We start from the raw sequence: 18,601 nt of genomic DNA, 5'->3' as shown, positions 1-18,601 counted from the left end.
ATCCAACTCATTTTGGACGGCAGCTTTATCAAAACGGTTTTCCAACTTGCCACTATGACTTTCGGCGTTGTCGGTATGAATCTCCGTTTTCACTTGTGCCCGTATTTCTTCGACGGTCTTACCTGTCTTCGTTTGTTGTGCTTGGCTGTCCCGAATGTCAATATTCGCCGTGTTAATCCCCGATTTCGTTCGGCTGCGTTGGCTGTCTCCATCACTGCCATAACCGATATTGACGCCACCCGTGAGCGAGGCTAAGCCCGTCGCTAATTTGGCTTGGTTGGCTTGACCGCCTGTTTTCGCCTCTGTTGTTTCATTACCTTGTGAGTCAAGGTAAATTTTTTCACCCTTTTCATTCACTGCTTGTTTATTACTTTGGGCTATGCCATTTTCGCGATTACCAAGCGGCGTATCAAAATTCATTGCCGCCGAGCCGCTCACACTGATGCTGCTGCCTTGATAATCGGCGTGGTTTTCTATCTCTGTGGCATTCAACGTCCCTGTACTAAAGCGGTTTTTACCTTCTGTTTCCGCTTTATTTGTTGATGTGACCAATCCGCCTGTGAGTTCGGTGTGTTCTTTAATGTGGATGTCATACCCCTCATCCCCCGCATAAATCCCTGCCTGTGTTTTTACACTTGCATAATTGGAATTGACTTTCGATTTGCTGTAACTTCCGCCTGCCGAGGCACCATAGCCGACCGTGACTTGTCCCGACGCACTTTCCTGTTTGCCATCGTATTTTGCTGTGTCTTGTAAACTTTCGATATTCAGGTTTTCCGCACTGACTTCAACCCGTTTACCCTTCACTTGTGAGCCGATAACATTCGTATCCTTGCCGCTTTCTATCGTGGTGTGACTGTTTTTATCGCCCACTTGACTTGCCACCCACGCCTGACTTTCGCCGTTGCCGTAGCCTTTCGCCACATTTCCCCCGGCGGTAACCCCGGCTGCAATGCCGTTACCAAATTGAATCGCTACACCCACATTAAAACCACTGGATTTGTTTTTGCTGCGTTCAAGATGGTTTTCGTCTACCGCTTGTATATTGACATCTCCATCCGCTTTTAAATGTGTACCGGCCTGACCGGAAACATCCGCTCCTTTAATCGTGAGATGTGACTGTTCACCTTTGCCGGTGGCTTGAATATGCACTTTACCACCTGCATTCACTTGACTTTTCTCAGCAGTATTCCCTTCGCTATGTTGGGTTTGTTCCGTTTTTTGTTGCCCGTAGGTAATGCTTACCCCTACCGCACCGCCCGTCGCCGAGCCGTTCGATACCGCTTGGGCGACACCTTGTAATTGCTCCGCCGCCCGCAACGCCTCAAAACCGGCATTCGCCGCTGCCATCGCATTCACTCGGTTGTTTTTACTGCTACCCACCGCTTTTGCAGATTTTACCGTCAAATCGACCGCTTGTATCGCTGCCACAACAGCACCGGTTAAGGCTATCGTGACACCTTTCTGTTCCATCGTGTATTTATAATTGCTTTCATAATCCGAACGGGCTGCAGTAATATCGGCGGCTTGGGCAAAAATATCGACATCGCCGGCTTGTGAAGTCACCATACTGCCCGTTTGTTGGTAATGGTTACCGGCTTGAATGGTCGTATTGCCTTTTAAGCTCCCCACTTGGCTACTCGCCGCACTTTCTTGCGTGCGGTCTTGCTCTGTGGTTTCTTTTTTATTCCCAATCGTAAATCCTATTCCGCCCGAACCCATTAAACCGCTTTTCGTCGTTTTGCTGTAATCCTCTTGGTAATGGGTATTCACATCCGAAACAATCGACACATTCTCTTTCGCCGCCAGCATTAAATCTTGCTCTGCCACCACATTCGAGCCTTTTACGCTGATATTGCCTTGTTGTGCAATCAAACTCACCTCCTGCCCGTCTACATGACTTGCCACCGCATTGGTTGTCTCGTGAAAATGGCGTGAAACCGTGGTTGTTTTACTTAAGAGCCCTCTTGACTTAGATTTCATCGACGTGGCTAATTGCTCTTCCGCCCGACCGGCTTCCACCACAATATCGCCCGTTTTTGAGCCGATGAGCACCTTGCCGACTTCACTGCTGACCTCCGCTTGACGAAGTGTCACATCATGATTGGCTACCAGCGAAATGCCCTCTTTACCCGTTAATGTACTTCCCGCCTCCGCTTTTTGGTCTAAACGGTAGTAGTTATCCGCATCACCGTTGTAATGCGCTTTGTTTTGGGTCGTTAGGGTGGTAATGTGTAAAGCATCGCCGGCATTGGCATTCAGTCTGCCTTGGCTGTCTAGCTGTGCCGCTTTCACGGTAAGATTACCGGCACTCTGCAAGTTTAATTGACCGCCCTCACCACTCACTTTTACTGTGCTTAGCCTGTCTAAAATAGTGTGGGCAAAATTGCCGTCCGCACTTTCAGCAGAAGACAGCGTGCTGCTAATCTCTAAATTTTTCCCTGCCGACAGCGAGAGGGATTTGACTGCTTCAATGCGTCCACCGAGGTTAATCAGAGTTTGTTGAGCGGATAAATCAACCGTCTCGCCTAAAATCGTGCCTTGGTTCTCTAATTGGTTGGAATGAATACGGGTTAAATCCCGTCCGGCTATCACACCGCTATTGTTTAGTTCGTCCGCATTTCCTACAATCTGATTGGCTGAAATCACCGCACCCCGTGAGCTAATATCGCTATTACGGGCAACCAAATACACTTGTGGAACAAGAACGGTGATTTTGCGTCCGTCTGCAAGCGTAATTTCTTTATTGACTAACCACACCATATCAGTCGTCAGTTCCGACATCTGTTTTGCCGTTAATCCCACACCCACCGCAAGGTTAAATTGTTTGGCGTATTGCACACCGCTATTCATTAACGCTTGGTATTGCGCAAAATCGTTGCTGTAACTTTCAAGATAACGACGGCCGGTGAGCTGGTTAATTTGCTCATTGATTAAACGCTGTTCATAGAAACCATCACCCAAACGTTTATGCGCGTTATCATGGTTATAACGAAGTTGTTCAAACATATAGTCTGAACTCAACCATTGCTTACGGTCGGTAAATTTTGGATCGGTTTCGACCAGATAGCCGTTCGGGGCATCCGGGTTGATTTTATACAAACTTGCTTCCGGTAAACGCACCTCTGCCAAATGGGTTTTTACCATTGGCATGGTCAGATTAGCCAAATCCGGAACCGTATCGCCTTCCACAACTTTATGGAGCTTGGCAATCACTTGACCGGAGTTAACCACTTCATCGTGATTGATCTCCGACGTCAGAGTAATTTCCGTAAAGGTTTTACCATCTAACTGCGTTCGGGGAACGGTGATCTTTCCTAATTGTTCTGCATTTGATGTAGTAACCGAAACAGTATCTAATTGTACATCTCCAGCCTGAGGTTTGCTGTCCAGTGTAGCGGTTGATGAAATTGACGTGCCAATGGTGTTCAATACCGTATTAAAAGATGAACTAATTACATAGGTTGGAGGATTATGTTTACTAATGAATGCATGTCTATGCCCGTGATTTCCGTGTGTCTTATAATGTTTTAAAAGGAAAAAATCGCCTTTTTCATCAATTTTAATTGTTTTCTCAATATCTTCATTTCTTAGTGTTATACCATTCGCACTTAACGATGAATTTTCCTGATTACGGTTAAATTCATAATCACCTAAAAATAGTTTCTTACCTACTGCTATTTCACTATGTTTATTATGTAAATCACTTCCATTGAGGTATAAATTGCCACCTACGTTAAACTTGGCTTTATCTTGCTTTTCAATGTAAGGAGTATGCGTTGTTCGTTTATATCGCCAAACATAAAATTGTTTTTCTACAATACTTGGTTTATTTGGCTCATAAAAATAGAACCAAGCCGATCTTCCTTCCCAACCATAACCACCATCTACACCCACTCTATAGCGTTCGGTCGGTCTAGATTCCGGAGCCATTTCCTCTACATCTTCTGTTGTAGAATTTACACCTAATTTAAGATATAAATCATGATTAAGCAGTTTAGTGGTATTAACCGTACTATTGCCCAACACTTCAATTGTTGCACTACCATTATCAACAAAGCCGGCTTGCCCTATTGCATACCCTTGAGCATCAAGATCACCACCAATAGCCATCTCTCCCAAACTTAAAATTAATGCATGATCTCGGTTAGTCAGTTTATCTACCCCAAAATCCAAACGTTCCCTTGCTGCAATTGTCCCCGCCTTCGTTTCCCCATTTAACGTTTCGGAGCGGTTTTCAACTGTATTCGCTTGGAAGGAGAGGTGATCCCCATAAATTCGTCCAGTACCAATATTAGTCACCTTCGTGCTATTAATTAACGTTTTATTGCCGTCAATTAAACCTCGGTTAGTTAAATTATTGGTATTAAGAGTTGTTTCATTCGCTGAAAGCTCCGCATTCAGATTATTCACAATATGATTTGCTGAAATTTGCATGTTATTCGCAATAGATTGCGCAATATTGTTAGTAAAATTACCCGCGGTAGTAAAAACAAGATTACTTGCCTCAAAAGCATTATTTAAGGTAAAACTATCTTTTAAGGTAATCGTTAAATTACCCTCAGTTTTAATATTGCCCTCAGATTCCAGACCTTTTGCATTTAAATCAACCGCATTATTGCCTTGAATTAATCCCCGCTCGTTATTCACCATTAAATTGCCGTGGTGTAACACATTTACTTTATTTACGGCTAATAATTCACCTTTTTGATTATCTAAGCGGTTATGTGCGGTAATAGAGACATTATCCGTACTATAAATACCCCCTTGCCGGTTATTCAGGTTCGTGGTTTGAATCGTAATATTATTCCCTTGAATACCTTGTGTTGGTACTGCACCTTTCGCTTTTGTCCCTTGATTATCAAGCTCTTGAGTAGAAAGGGTGAGAGTGCCATTGGATTGCATTATCCCTTGACTATTATTTGTATGAGCTTGCACACCAATGTTTAGCGCATTTTCAGCATAAAGTTTACCTTGCTGATTGAATAAATTATCTACATGTTTTAAAACCACATTACCTAACCCTACAATACCTTGCTCTTTACCTTGGGTATTACGATTATCGACGGTGTTTTTATGAGTATCAATAGAAAGTTCGCTGTCTGCACGAATAAGCCCACGTTGGTTATTGATTTCTCCTGATTCAATCTTGGCTTGAGTATTTGCAAAAATGGAGCCTTCTTGATTATTCAACGCTTGTTCAGCCGTATTAATCTCTAATTGATTTGATGAACTAATACGACCTTGCTGGTTATGTAGACCTTTTGTATTAAGAACAAGTTTATCCGCTGCACTTAGCGTTCCTAATTGGTTATTTAGCATGGTTTGTGTTGTAATACTTAAGTTGGCTTCGATAGAGGCAATTTTCCCGGCTTGATTTTGAATATTCTCTGCGTTCAATACTCCGTCTTTTGCCACTAAAATTTCACCCGACTGGTTTTGAATATCCGTTGAATTGAGGGTAGCCTGATTAAATGCAGTAATTCGACCGGCTTGATTGTGAATTTGCTGCGTATTTAAGTTTAAATCGGTAACAATCATCCCTTGAGTGTCATTTGCCAGCGTATTGCGATTATCTACACGTTGCAATCCGGTAATATTTGCAGTGTGTGCATGAACTGTTCCCTGTTGATTATCTAATACACTTGCCTCTAGTTGTAGCGTGCCATTTTGAGCAGAAATTACACCGCCTTTATTATTCACTGCGGATTGGTGAGCCGTAATAAATAGCATCTCACCCAAGGTCGCCAATGTACCGTTTTGATTTTGGATACCATGTTGAGCATCAATATGAGCCGTTTGACGTGCAATCAATTTACTCTCGCTATTATCTAATGTTTGAGTCGTGACATTGATTAGAGAACCACTGATTTCACTCTGTTGGTTTGACTGAATGGCACGAGAAACCAAATTGACAATATTTGCAGTCACTAAACCTGCGTTCTGTGTAAGAGTATCGGCATTTAAATCAAGTTGTGATTGCGCACGAATTTCCCCATGATGATTCACGAGCAAAGTAGAATCAATAGTACTGCGATCATGTGAGAGGATATTTCCCTTGGTATTATTGAGTAAACCTGTCGCAATCACTAATGCATTTTGAGCAACAATCCCTTTATCTCGAACCGTAGAGAATGTATCTTGGTTATTAATCGCCTGATTGTGGCTGTTTAACGTAATATTATTTGCAGAAATTAATCCTTGCTGATTATCTATTGCGCCACTCTCAACGGTCATATTTTGCAGTGCAACAATACTTCCTTTTTCATTTACTAAACGGTGATGATGAGTATTGATGGTGAAAGAACCTTGTTGGCTGCCAAGCGTTCCATTTGTATTATTTAATGTATTACCTGTCTGAATACTACCATCAAATTTAGCAATCATACGGCTATCTTGGTTATTTAACTCGCCCGATGTTGTTATGTTCAAGCGATCTGCAAAAATTAAGCTTTGATCTGCCGAGTTCAGTACATTTGCGGTTAAATTTAATTTTTGTGCCTCTATGATGCCGTTTTGCTGAGTGATATTTCCTGAAAGTGTCAGATCTACTTTCGTAGCTGCACTAACTTTACCTTTATCATTAGTAAGGTTTGTACTGTTTAACGTTAAATCTTGTTGGGCGTAAATCAAACCACCATCATTCATCAATTCACCCGTATTGACCACAACGTCTCGCTCTGCCGTCAATAAGCCTTGTGTCGAATCTAATTTACCGCGCTCGGTATTGACCCTCAGATTGCCCTTCGCTATCAAACGCCCCTGACGGTTATCCATGCCTTGCACATGAACGGTTAAATCCCCTTGGGTTTTAAACGTTCCGCCGCTATTGTGTAATGTATCTGCAACATCCAGTTTTAATTCACCTGTGCCGGTTTGCTCCCAAGTCGCCCCTTTCGTATTCAATGAGCTTTGTTTAGCGGTGATTTTTTCCGCTTTTACATAACCATGTTGAGTTTCAAGAGAGGTTGGCGTGGTTAAGGCTAACTCGCTATGGGCAATCAAGCTCGCATTGTTAGCTTGAATCTTGCCTTGCAATGCTGTGACATTAACCGCATACGCAGAAGTCCGGCTGTGGTCTACATTGACTTCTGAACCGCTGACATTGATATTGCCTGAAGCCACATTTTTACCTTGTAATGTGGCTGACCCTGCGGTAGTGACGGTAATCGTTTTACCTTGAGCCGATTGGGGGGCAAGCGTGCGGACTTCGCCTTGTGCGCTATCTTTGACCTCTACGCCTGAGGCAATCAGTGACGACGCGGAAGCGGTAACACTCGGCGCCTTATAGGTAATATCCCCTTTTGCCACCGTTTCGCCTTGCTGGTGAATGGCTTGATTTGCCGTTTGATAAACATGACCGTCACGGGCAACTATCGAGCCGTCTTGTTGAATATCGCCTTCCGTGTTAAGGGTAATGTCTCCCTGACGGTTTTCTATTTTGCCTCGGTGCTCAATGCCTTTTGTGCCTGTAAGTTGAACGACATGCTTGGCATTTAGCGTGCCCGTATTCACTATTCGCCCTTGGCTGTCAATTTTGAGATTTTCCGCACCGGCACCGATATGCCCCGCATTACGTACCCCGACACCCTGTTCGGTACCGATGAGGCGGATTTTTCCCGAGTACATCCCACCCAACTCGCCCACATCTATCGCAAATTGCGGTCGGCTTTCCGTGGCAAGCGGTTGGTTTGTGTGAATAATTTGCAAATTTTCAGGACTTTCTGACCGCTTGACGGTATTTTTACCCGTCACAACTTGCGTTTCTTTCTTCGACCAAATACCCGCATTGACTTCCGTCTCGCGAGCAATAATCTCCGTATAATCTACACGACTGTTATCCAACCCCTTGCCTGAAACCCTCACCTTGCCTTTTTCCGCCACAAAACTCTCAAGATTGCCTTGTCGAATCTGCGGTTTGCCCGTGGTGAAGGTCGTTCGGTCTGAGTTGATGACGCCACAGCCCTCACAATGTAAACCCGACGGGTTGGCGATAATCACATCCGCTTTTTTACCCGCCACTTCCACATAGCCTTTTAAGACTGACGGGTCTGACGAATTCACTTCATTTAGAATGACCTTCGCTTCGCCTCTAACCAAATAAGGGTTGCCTTGCACCCAACCGCCTTGTTGGGTTTGCACGTTTGTGCGGCTGTTATTGAGAATCGCCCCCTTGGTATCGACATCAAATTTGGAATAGGTATTATGTGAAAGTCCTTTGTCATTCGGGGTTTGAATATTGACTTGCGGTAAACCGTTTGCCGTTTGTAGCACTATCGGTTGTTGATTTTTCGGGGCGGATTTGTCCGCTTGAATAATCAGCTCGGCGAATGCCGTATCGGAAAACGCCACGAAGCCTAATGCACAAAACAGACTGAATACAAGCGGTCGGATTCGGGCGGACATTTGCAAATCCGCACCGCGGAAAGCGGAAGCCTCGGTGGATTTACCCGCCGATTTTGCCAATTCGGATGTGACGACTAAACGTTGTAATGTGTTGCTGAAGATGACCCGAAAACAGTGTTTGTTCATGGTGAACGCTCCTTTTATTCATTCGATAATTATTGATTTATGTTTTATTCTTTGTGTTGTTTTTTTATTTTTTTACACCCATCAAAAGCGGTAGCCTAAATTAAACCCCGCCACATGCGCCGATGTTTGGAAGCCTTCCGGTTTACGTACCGGTCTGCCGACAAACAGGTCGTAATAAACATTACCGAATTCTCCGCGTAAACCGATAGCCGTTCCCACTAAATGATGCCCCGATAAATTTTCGGTCGACCTCCCGCTTACCCGTCCGCCGTCCAAGGCAAAATAAAACTGATGCCCTTTACCGTTGATATCCCAAGCCAATTCATTGCGCCATAACCACCCTCTTTCACCCGACAGCGTCAGCTCGCCGTCAAATCCTCTCACCGTATAGCGCCCGCCGATACTGAAACGGTCTTGAGCTATTAATGCCGAACGGTTCCATTGGGCGGACCATTGGCTTTGATATTGCCAAGGTTGTTCTCCCCACATAAACGGTTTGGTAAAAGACAGTGCCGCCGTCAGAATACGGGGGCGGGAGGCGCCTTCGCCGTATAACTCTTCCGGTGCCGGCAGCGTACCGCGTATACCGGTGCCGCGCTTATAATGTGCGCTCAATTCCACCGTGTTTTTGCCGATATAGGCTTTATGTGAAATCCCCGCTTCCCAACCTGCCATACGACGTTTTTGAACCTCGATTTCCGCATTATCGATATAGTTGTGGGATTGTCTCGACCAAAACGCACCGGACAGGGTGGTTTTGTGCGCCTTATCCCGGTATAGCAAATAGGACAGCATCAACTTATCGTGCTCACTTTCCCCTTCGTAAATATAGCGGTTGTCAAACGCACCGAACACCTCCTGATGATAACGGTGATGATTGTGTGAGGCGGATAATGTCCAATAGCCGAACGGCACGGAGTAATGGAAAGCCAGACTTTTCGCGGCGCGTTTACCGCTTTCATCGCCCTCCCGTTTAAGACTGTGGGTAAAAGAGCTATAGAACAGGTCATTTGCCGAAAAGAGATTATCAACCGATAGCGTGGCGGACGCTTGTAATTTACCGGTAGAAACCGAACCCGCATCATCCAAATTCACATTCAGACGGAACGGAAACGCCTGACGATAGGTGATGTTCACATCGCTCTCCCCGACTTGCGCATCGGGAGACTCACTCGGCAAAATGTCAATATCGGCTTCGGCGGTCGGCACCCGTTTGAGGTTTTCCAGCGACTGCTCTATATCCCTTACATTCACCATGTCTCCGGTTGTTAAGGTTAGCCCCGTCCAGGCATGTAAACGGCTGAAACGGGGAACCGTTCCGGTGTCGATAATCCGCAGGCGGCGTACTTTGCCGGGGATTACCGTCAACACTAACGTACCGGAACGCAAATCTTGCTCTTGCGTCACCACACGGGTCGTCAGATACCCTTTTTCAATCAGGTTGTTTTGGATTTGTTTCATTAAAATCCCGACACCCTCTCCGCCGAAGCAGTGAGGTAAGGTTAGCTCCAGCGATTGGGCGGCATCATCGAACGCCCATTGGAATTGGCTTGAGGTAAGCGTGTTATCGGGAGAGTAATCGACCAAAGCAATACGGTGAATCGGATAACACGGCATTTCATGGTTGGAGAGGCTCAATACCTCAGTTTGGGCGGTGTCAAAACGCACGTCGGATTGTGGTTGGAGTTGCTGTTCCAATTGCTGCTGCCGTTGTTGTTGACGCTGTTGTTCTATGGCATCCAGGCGTTCCAATCTGCCGAGCGGATTTAACTGACCGGGTTGATTGGCATGACTCGGATGTGAGGATAAGAGAAAAGCAGGTAATAAAATAGGGACCAAACGAAGCTTCATATAAGCACCTTGATATAGATTAATTGTTATATGTTATGCTTTGCATTTTATAAGAAGTCCGATGAGTTATCAAATATGTTCTTTTCGGTCGAGCCGTATTAAAAATTTTCACAGCCGTATCGAAAACAAGCGGTCTGTTTTAATTAAAAATTTACAAATTTCTCAGTAAAACTCACCGCTTGTAGCGACAAAAACCATAATAAAATCCCCTATTTAACCACTTTTGTGCTATAATTCCGCCCAATTTTCGCCCGTGGAAAAGACGGGCTTTTTATCATTCGATTAGGATCTTTCAATGAGCGAATTAGCCAAAGATATTACTCCCATCAGTATTGAAGAAGAACTGAAAACCTCTTATCTCGACTATGCGATGTCGGTTATCGTCGGACGGGCGTTACCGGATGTGCGCGACGGTTTGAAACCGGTACACCGCCGCGTGTTGTTCTCCATGGATCAAAGCGGTAATACCGCCGCCAAACCTTATGTCAAATCGGCGCGTGTCGTCGGTGACGTCATCGGTAAATATCACCCGCACGGAGACTCCGCCGTATATGACACTATCGTGCGTATGGCGCAGCCTTTCTCTCTTCGCTATATGTTGGTTGACGGTCAGGGAAACTTCGGTTCGATTGACGGTGACGCACCGGCCGCCATGCGTTATACCGAAGTCCGCATGCAAAAAATCACGCAGGAATTATTAACGGATTTAGATAAAGAAACCGTTGATTTCTCACCGAACTACGACGGTAAAGAAATGATTCCGGACGTATTGCCGACCAAAATTCCGGCACTGTTGGTCAATGGTTCCTCCGGTATCGCCGTGGGGATGGCAACCAATATTCCGCCGCATAATTTAAATGAAGTGTTAGACGGTTGTTTGGCATACATTGAAAATGATCAAATCACGGTTGAAGAGTTAATGCAATATATTCCCGGTCCGGACTTCCCGACCGCAGCCATTATTAACGGACGCAAAGGGATTGAAGAAGCTTATCGAACCGGCCGAGGTAAAGTTTATGTCCGTGCCAAAGCCAGCGTAGAAACCACCTCGAAAGGGCGTGAACAAATTATCGTAACCGAAATTCCTTATCAGGTGAATAAAGCCAAGCTGATTGAAAAAATCGCCGAATTGGTGAAAGACAAAAAAGTGGAAGGCATCAGCGAATTACGCGATGAGTCGGATAAAGACGGTTTACGTATCGTGATCGAAATCAAGCGCGATGCCGTCGGCGAAGTGGTGCTGAACAACCTTTACGCCCTGACGCAAATGCAAGTGACCTTCGGGATTAATATGGTTGCGCTCGATCACGGACAACCTAAGGTATTGAATTTAAAACAGATCATTGAAGCATTCGTGCTACACCGTCGTGAAGTGGTAACGCGCCGTACTATTTTTGAATTACGCAAAGCCCGTGAGCGTGCTCATATTTTAGAAGGGTTGGCAATCGCACTGGCAAATATTGATCCGGTCATTGAGTTAATCCGCAATTCCAAAACGGCAGATGAAGCGCGTGAAGGACTTTTATCCCGCCCGTGGTCATTAGGTAATGTTGCACCGATGCTTGAAGCGGCGGGTGTCGATGCTGCACGCCCGGACGAATTGCCAGCCGAATGCGGCGTACGCAACGGCGAATATTACCTCTCCGAAGCACAAGCGAAAGCCATTTTAGAACTTCGTTTACATCGTTTAACCGGTCTCGAGCACGAAAAAATCTTGGATGAATATCAGGAAATCTTAGTCGAAATCGGTGAATTACTGCGTATTCTCAACAGTTCGGAACGTTTGATGGAAGTGATCCGTGAAGAACTGGAGAAAGTGAAAGCCGAATTCGGCGACGAGCGTCGCACCGAAATTACCTCTGCATCAGGCGATATCAATTTGGAAGATTTAATTGCACAAGAAGATGTAGTCGTCACGCTTTCCCACGCCGGTTATGTGAAATACCAACCGCTATCCGATTATGAAGCGCAACGCCGCGGCGGTAAGGGGAAATCCGCAACGAAGATGAAAGAAGATGATTTTATCGAAAAACTCTTGGTCGCCAATACTCACGATACTATCCTCTGTTTCTCCAGTCGCGGACGTTTGTATCAATTGAAAGTGTATCAATTACCGCAAGCCAGCCGTGGCGCCCGCGGTACACCAATTGTCAACATCCTACCGTTGGTTAAAGAAGAAAACGAACGTATCACGGCAATTCTTCCTGTACCGAACGGCGAATTCAGTGCGGATAAATTTATTTTCATGGCAACCGCCAGCGGAACGGTGAAAAAAGTCTCGTTAGATGCCTTCAGCAATGTGAGATCAAGCGGTCTGATTGCGTTAAAGCTTCGCGAAGGCGATGAATTAATCGGGGTAGACATTACTCACGGCGACAGCGAAATCATGCTCTTCTCTGCTCAAGGTCGCGTCGTCCGCTTTGCCGAAACACAAGTACGCGGTATGGGACGCGTTGCAACGGGCGTACGTGGTATTAAACTCGCCATGACCGATATTTCCGCAGAGGAAATTGAAGATGTTGAAATTGAAGCGATTGAAAATGAAGAAACGGAAGACGGTGCAAGTGTGAATTTAGCCGCCGACAAAGTCGTGTCACTCGTTATTCCGCACACCCAAGGCGAAATTCTCACCGTCACGCAAAACGGCTTCGGTAAACGTACCGCATTAAGCGAATATCCGGTGAAATCCCGTGCAACCAAAGGGGTCGTATCGATCAAGGTAAATGAACGTAACGGTAAAGTGGTTGCCGCCGTTCAAGTGGAAGAAAACGACCAAATTATGTTGATTACGGATGCCGGCACATTAGTGCGTACCCGCGTCAGAGAAGTCAGCCTGGTCGGACGCAATACCCAAGGCGTACGGATCATTCGTACTGCCGACGATGAGCATGTCGTCAGTTTAGAGCGGATTTGTGATATTGAAGAAGAGGAATCGGAAGAAAACACAACCGAATAAATTCTGATTCGATAATATAGAAGGCTCGGTAGATCACCGAGCCTTTATTTTTGTTGATGGTAAGCGGTGAGTTTAGACGGATTTTTTTGCAAAAAACCGTCCAAAACCGACCGCTTGTTACGGTAAACGTTTGGGATGTTGCTGAAGTAACGCCTGCGCCTGTTCACGTTTTTGTCGATAATCTATTTTGAACGCTTCACAAAGTTCGGCATCGACATTAGCAACCTGATGATTAAATCGATCAACTTTTTGATAAAAGAAATCCTGTGAAGGTTGATCTTGCTTCCAGACGATAAAGTTTTGCTCACCGATTAAATGTTCTAACAGCCTGTCCTGATAAAAACGCATCGCCAATAAATCTTCCGGCAGCCATTTCATATAAACGTTCTTTGCATCTTGAGAGGCGAGTTCGGGATAAATGCATTGTTCTATATTATTCATTTGACGAATCAAAATTTTTACATCCGTATCCGACACCTGATATGCCGGTGGTTCCGCTAAAACATAATTTTCAGTGGCCATAACTGGAGACGAAAAAAACAAGATCGCCAACATCGTTAACGGTATTTTTTTAAACATGGTTATTCACTTGCTCAAAAGAAAAAATCCCCAGCTTAGTGGGGATTGGGAGTATAAATGTCGTTATTTTTGTGCCGGTGGCTGTGGCGCCAAGCTTTCTTGTGTACCGGATGTTTGCGCTTTGGCTTTCTCCGCCTCATCCAAGGTTACCGCACCGACATTTGTACGACGTTGTAATTCATGGTTTTGCAATAAGGCGTTAATACGACGTTGTTGGTATTCCAATTCTTCTTCGGTCGGTTGATCTTTCGTCGGTGCATTATAACTCACCGGCTGAACCGCATTACTAAACGGCAATGTTTGTAATATCGGTTGCTCAACTTGCTGGGCGACTTCATCACCCGCATTCATCATATTCACACCGAATACCACCGCCAAACAGACAGATGCGGCGATACCCGCTTGTAAAATCGGCGTTCCCCAACCTTTTAATTTCAGTAATAAGCCTCTAGGCTTCGCTTCCGGCGTAACTTTTTCGATCTCTTCCTGTTCCAATAACGCTTCCATTTTTGCGGAAAAATCACGACCGAGAATAAGCTCCTCACCGCGCATCACACTACGAATCGCATGGTAATTCGCCCACGTCTGTTTTAACTCATCACTGTTACATAAAGTATCGGTGAATTTACCGTTAACTTCATGTCCGTCCATATAGGCGGAAAGTGTCTCTTTTTGTTGCATATACACTCCAAGGGGGTTTAAATCTGCTGCACTAAAGGATTTATTTTTGCATCAATCGCTTCTCTGGCTCTAAAAATTCGGGAACGTACCGTACCGACCGGGCACTGCATCGCTTCTGCAATTTCTTCATAACTCAATCCGTCTAACTCACGTAACGTAATTGCTGTTCTGAGTTCTTCCGGTAAGTTTTCAATCGTATCGAATACGACGCGTTTTAGTTCCTCTGATAACACCAAGTTCTCCGGTGTATCGGCTTCGCGTAGTTGAATGCCACTGTCATAACTTTCGGCATCTTCTGCCAAAATATCTTCTTTCGGTGGTCTTCTACCCAAAGCGGTTAAATGGTTTTTCGCCGTATTCACGGCAATTCGGTAAAGCCATGTATAAAAGGCGCTTTCTCCTCGGAAAGACTCCAATGAACGGTAAGCCTTAATAAAAGATTCTTGCACAATATCCGGAATATCGTCTCGTGCTACATAGCGCGTTAACAAACCGGCAACCCTATTTTGATAACGCACGACGAGTAAATTAAACGCTTTTTTATCACCTTGTTGTGCACGCTCAACCAATTCTTGATCGGTTATCTGCTCACTCATCTAGTTGCGTTCTCCTAACTTTTTTATGCTTATTTTATTTTTCTCTATTGCACACTGCTTAGTGTACATTTTACGCGAAAAGTTCATTTCAGCAATTTAATTGAATAAAAAACAAACAGAATTTACCTACCGACGCAGCAAATAAATTCCCCCTGATAAAACCAAAATAATCCAACAAATTCCGTAAATCAGCCAACGACCAAACTCACCGAATAAGGTATTTCCCTTCATGCTTTGCAACGAATGCGTTAAGGTTGCCGTGCTAAATTGAGGAAGTTGGGCAACGACTTTCCCTTTTGCATCAACAAATGCCGTTACACCTGTATTGGTCGCCCGAATAAGCGGTCTACCCAACTCCAACGCCCGCATCCTTGCCATTTGAAAATGCTGCCAAGGTCCGATGCTGGCGCCGAACCAAGCATCATTTGAAATAGTTAACAAATAATCCGCATTGTGTGCTTTTTGATTTTGTTGAACCTGATCAGCATAAATAATTTCATAACATATTGCCATATTAAAACGGCGTTCTTTTGCGATCAACGGCTGCTGGATATATTCGCCTTGCGATAGATTAATCGGCAACACGAATACCTCCCGCATCCAATCCAACACGTTACCGAAAGGCACGTATTCTCCGAACGGAACAAGATGGTATTTATTATAACGCAACGCTTGATGCAATGAATACGGCTGCGCGCCATTCGCTAACACCACGGCACTGTTAAACAGCCCCTGTTCACCTTGATATAAGGAACCGACAATAAGTTGAGATCCGCTTTCCTGACCGAGATGCTGCCAACGTTGTAATAATGGCTCAATTTCATTTTCCAGTGCAGGAATTGCCGATTCAGGTAAAATAATCACATCGTTTTTTCCCATAAGGGAAGTAACTAAATGATCATAAGTTTTGATCGTTGTTTCAAAATGTGCCGGATCCCATTTCATTTGCTGAGCAATATTCCCTTGCACCAAACCAACGCTAATCGGCGCTTTTTCATCGTCAACGTCGACAAAGTTCACCCACTGCGCACCGAAAGCAACCGCTAATACGACAATCAACCGGACGGCACAAGCGGTCAGATTGCCCGTTTTTTTTGCAAATCGACGAATACCTTGGACCAAATACCCGCTGGTCACCATGACAAAAAACGTTACCCCTTCCACCCCCAATATCGGTGCAATGCCGTAAAACGGACCGTCAATTTGACTATAACCGAATTGTAACCAAGGAAAGCCGGTAAACACCACCTCGCGCAAATATTCGGTAAACGTAAATACCGACGCCAATACCCAAGGATTTTGGATGGAAAAACGCTGTGAAACGTAGGCAAATAATAAAGGATAAATTGAAAGATAAAGCGCTAACAATAATACCGCAATATAACTGACCATTTCAGGCACACCGCCGAATTGGATCATACTGATTTGCACCCAATTCACGCCGATCGCGAAATAACTCACAGACCACAATAACGTCGCCCACAATGCGGTCTTTTTGTGGGGCAAGGTTGCCGCCCAAATTAGCCCGGCGGCAGATAAAAATGCGACAAACCAATAATCAAACGGCGAATAGGCTAACACGCCCATTCCCCCTGAAATCAATGCCGCAAGACAAGCGGTCGGATAAAACGATTTTTTTACCATGATGAGACATCACCGGATTTTTCTTGTTGTTCCATCAGCTCCAACTGCTCGTCGGATACCGTAACGCGTAATTGAATCAAACGACGACTATCGGCGGATGTCACTTTAAAGGTAATACCTTGCAATTCAATCTCTTCGCCGCGTTTCGGTAAATGCCCGAATGCCTGCATCACCAAACCGCCGACGGTATCGACTTCTTCATCGTCAAAATACACGGCAAATTGCTGGTTAAATTTCTCAATATCCGTCAACGCCAAGACCGCATAACTATGCTGGGATAACTGACGAATCGGCTCGATCTCCTCTTCGTCAAATTCGTCTTCAATATCACCGACGATTTGTTCCAAAATATCTTCAATCGTGACCAATCCCGATACCGCACCGAATTCATCAACCACAACTGCCATGTGAAAACGTTCCGAGCGGAACTCCTTCAGCATTCTGTCGACCCGTTTGCTTTCCGGTACGATCACCGCAGGGCGTAAAATGTCCGCCATGACAAACGGCTCGGAATCGGTACGCAGGTATTTCAATAAATCTTTAGCAAGTAAAATGCCCTCAATGGCATCTTTTCCGTCTCGGATCACCGGAAAACGGGAATGCGCCGATTCAATAATAATATCAACACAAGCGTCTAAAGGCTGGTCGGCGTCAATAAAAACAATTTGCGGACGCGGAATCATGATGTCACGAACCCGTAACTCAGAAATTTCCATGACCCCCTCGATCATTTCTTTCGTATCACTGTCAATCAATTCATTTTCCGCCGAATCCCGAATAACTTCGACGAGATCTTCACGATTTTTAGGTTCCGTTTGGAACAAACCTCCAAACAACGATTTTAAAAAAGGCTTTTTATCTTGCGTAGTTACGCTATGTTGATCATCACTCATTGAACTTACTCATTAATAACAAAATAGGCAAAAATTATCATAAATTAGATAAAAAATCGACATTAAGGCACACTCCGCGCTTTCTATTTACACAAATTTAGCATAGGATATGCCACAATTTCTTCTCGATATTTATCCATGTAAAGGAGTTCATTATATGAAATTAGGTCAAATCGCATTTGCCGTTGCTGCACTCGTAGCAAGTACAACAACACTAGCAGGGACATTAACCGGCTCTTCAAACGTGACCTTTCTTGTGTTTGACGGTCAAAAAGTGACAAAAAAAAGTACGCTCCAGGTCAATGATACCAATCAACACCAAGTCGTGTTAGAAGTAAGCAATATTTATAAATCCGGTTCTGATGATACCTTCTACGAATCTACCCCGATTGTCGTGAAATTCACCGGCAGCACTGAAGACGTCCAAATCTTAGCACCTAATTTAAACACTGAATCCGACGTGGAAAAATTCAAAAAATCGCCGACATTGACGGTACAAACCGCTTCCGGCGCACCGCTTAACTACAATATTGATTATTTAAAAGGCGAAGGGTTTATGCCGAATGCCAATATCTTGGACAACTTATCCAACTATAATGCCGGTAGCGGCTCCGCTGCCGTCAAAGCTTTAGCGGTTACGCCGATGACGGCAATGGTCGGAACCGGTTCCGGCAAAGCGGCGAAAGGTAAAGTGATGGTGCAAGGTGAAAATATCGCCGAGCAACAACTGCAATATTGGTTCCAACAAGCGGATAAAGAAACGCAAAAACGTTTCTTAGACTGGGCGAAAAAACAGTAATTCTACTGAAAGAAAAGCGGTCGGCGATGACGGAATTTGCAAATTTCCGTCAAAAACCGACCGCTTGCGA

General features: G+C 44.8%; 9 protein-coding genes. 2 read left to right on the top strand and 7 right to left on the bottom strand.

Going from position 1 to position 18,601, the window contains the following annotated elements; translation table 11 throughout:
• Together ACEYKX_RS06710 and ACEYKX_RS06705 are read right to left on the bottom strand one after the other, a co-directional pair.
• Positions 1 to 8,532: hemagglutinin repeat-containing protein (locus ACEYKX_RS06710; protein ID WP_373780667.1), on the bottom strand; the 8,532-nt coding region annotated here is incomplete at its 3' end.
• An 81-nt stretch (positions 8,533 to 8,613) separates the two neighbouring features.
• Positions 8,614 to 10,383, bottom strand: a complete 1,770-nt coding sequence (locus tag ACEYKX_RS06705) for a ShlB/FhaC/HecB family hemolysin secretion/activation protein (protein ID WP_373767593.1) — start codon at positions 10,381 to 10,383, stop codon at positions 8,614 to 8,616.
• Between the two features lie 295 nt (positions 10,384 to 10,678).
• Between ACEYKX_RS06705 and gyrA the strand changes: the two genes are divergently transcribed.
• The gene (gene gyrA / locus ACEYKX_RS06700) at positions 10,679 to 13,339 is read left to right on the top strand and encodes a DNA topoisomerase (ATP-hydrolyzing) subunit A (protein WP_373767594.1); all 2,661 of its coding nucleotides are present in this window, start codon (positions 10,679 to 10,681) and stop codon (positions 13,337 to 13,339) included.
• A 117-nt stretch (positions 13,340 to 13,456) separates the two neighbouring features.
• Here the strand turns inward: gyrA and ACEYKX_RS06695 are convergent, their stop codons facing one another.
• The 5 genes from ACEYKX_RS06695 to corC form a co-directional block, all read right to left on the bottom strand.
• Positions 13,457 to 13,918, bottom strand: a complete 462-nt coding sequence (locus tag ACEYKX_RS06695) for a DUF5358 family protein (RefSeq protein WP_373767595.1) — start codon at positions 13,916 to 13,918, stop codon at positions 13,457 to 13,459.
• Between the two features lie 63 nt (positions 13,919 to 13,981).
• Positions 13,982 to 14,599 (bottom strand): sigma-E factor negative regulatory protein, encoded by a 618-nt coding sequence (locus tag ACEYKX_RS06690; RefSeq protein ID WP_373767596.1) that lies wholly within the window; start codon positions 14,597 to 14,599, stop codon positions 13,982 to 13,984.
• A 17-nt stretch (positions 14,600 to 14,616) separates the two neighbouring features.
• Positions 14,617 to 15,195, bottom strand: coding sequence for an RNA polymerase sigma factor RpoE (gene rpoE, locus ACEYKX_RS06685; protein WP_373767597.1), 579 nt, complete (start codon positions 15,193 to 15,195; stop codon positions 14,617 to 14,619).
• Between the two features lie 126 nt (positions 15,196 to 15,321).
• Positions 15,322 to 16,839 carry an apolipoprotein N-acyltransferase gene (lnt, locus tag ACEYKX_RS06680; protein WP_373767598.1) on the bottom strand — a complete coding sequence of 506 codons (1,518 nt, stop codon included), beginning with the start codon at positions 16,837 to 16,839 and terminating at the stop codon, positions 15,322 to 15,324.
• Complete coding sequence (gene corC / locus ACEYKX_RS06675; RefSeq protein WP_373767599.1) at positions 16,833 to 17,732, bottom strand: CNNM family magnesium/cobalt transport protein CorC; 900 nt, start codon at positions 17,730 to 17,732, stop codon at positions 16,833 to 16,835. The genes lnt and corC overlap by 7 nt, the downstream gene beginning before the upstream one ends.
• A gap of 157 nt (positions 17,733 to 17,889) precedes the next feature.
• Here corC and ACEYKX_RS06670 point away from each other — a divergent pair, with 157 nt between their 5' ends.
• Entirely contained in the window at positions 17,890 to 18,531 is a 642-nt protein-coding gene (locus tag ACEYKX_RS06670; protein WP_373767600.1) for a DUF2057 domain-containing protein, read from the top strand.
• Positions 18,532 to 18,601 lie beyond the last annotated feature (70 nt).

Source organism: Glaesserella sp., assembly GCF_041817755.1.
Lineage (GTDB): Bacteria > Pseudomonadota > Gammaproteobacteria > Enterobacterales > Pasteurellaceae > Glaesserella.
This window is presented reverse-complemented; position numbering and strand designations above follow the sequence as displayed.

Bases quoted from the DNA above. Each gene is read 5' to 3' on its own strand.
- ACEYKX_RS06705 (WP_373767593.1), bottom strand. From the start codon at position 10,383: ATGAAGCTTCGTTTGGTCCCTATTTTATTACCTGCTTTTCTCTTATCC.
- gyrA (WP_373767594.1), top strand. From the start codon at position 10,679: ATGAGCGAATTAGCCAAAGATATTACTCCCATCAGTATTGAAGAAGAA.
- ACEYKX_RS06695 (WP_373767595.1), bottom strand. From the start codon at position 13,918: ATGTTTAAAAAAATACCGTTAACGATGTTGGCGATCTTGTTTTTTTCG.
- ACEYKX_RS06690 (WP_373767596.1), bottom strand. From the start codon at position 14,599: ATGCAACAAAAAGAGACACTTTCCGCCTATATGGACGGACATGAAGTT.
- rpoE (WP_373767597.1), bottom strand. From the start codon at position 15,195: ATGAGTGAGCAGATAACCGATCAAGAATTGGTTGAGCGTGCACAACAA.
- lnt (WP_373767598.1), bottom strand. From the start codon at position 16,839: ATGGTAAAAAAATCGTTTTATCCGACCGCTTGTCTTGCGGCATTGATT.
- corC (WP_373767599.1), bottom strand. From the start codon at position 17,732: ATGAGTGATGATCAACATAGCGTAACTACGCAAGATAAAAAGCCTTTT.
- ACEYKX_RS06670 (WP_373767600.1), top strand. From the start codon at position 17,890: ATGAAATTAGGTCAAATCGCATTTGCCGTTGCTGCACTCGTAGCAAGT.